The sequence below is a fragment of the Bradyrhizobium sp. USDA3010 genome, from assembly GCF_056429065.1.
This window is the reverse complement of the sequence record NZ_JBWJZD010000166.1, coordinates 1-255: the sequence shown is the minus strand read 5'-3', so window position 1 is coordinate 255 and position 255 is coordinate 1. Positions and strand designations below refer to the sequence as shown.

General features: G+C 67.1%; 1 pseudogene. It reads right to left on the bottom strand.

Features of this window, described 5'->3' with window-relative positions:
- Positions 1-255 (bottom strand): annotated as a pseudogene (locus AC066Y_RS43410) (acetyl/propionyl-CoA carboxylase subunit alpha); the annotation flags it as partial.

Here is a 255-nt window from a genome sequence, read left to right as displayed (position 1 = left end):
GCTTCCACCACCGCGAGCGTCTCGCCGGCCTTGACCTCCTGGCCCTCGGTCACCGCAATCGACACCACGAGGCCCGGCATCGGGCACAGCAGCTTCTTGCCGGTGTCGGCCGCCGAGACCACCGGCATCAGCCGCGCCGAGGTCGCCTCGGTCTCGGTGAAGACATAGACCGGCACCTCATAGCCTTGATGCGCGAGGCGGAAGCCGTTGTTGATCGCGCGCACCTGCACGGCGACAAAATTGCCGTCGATGGTG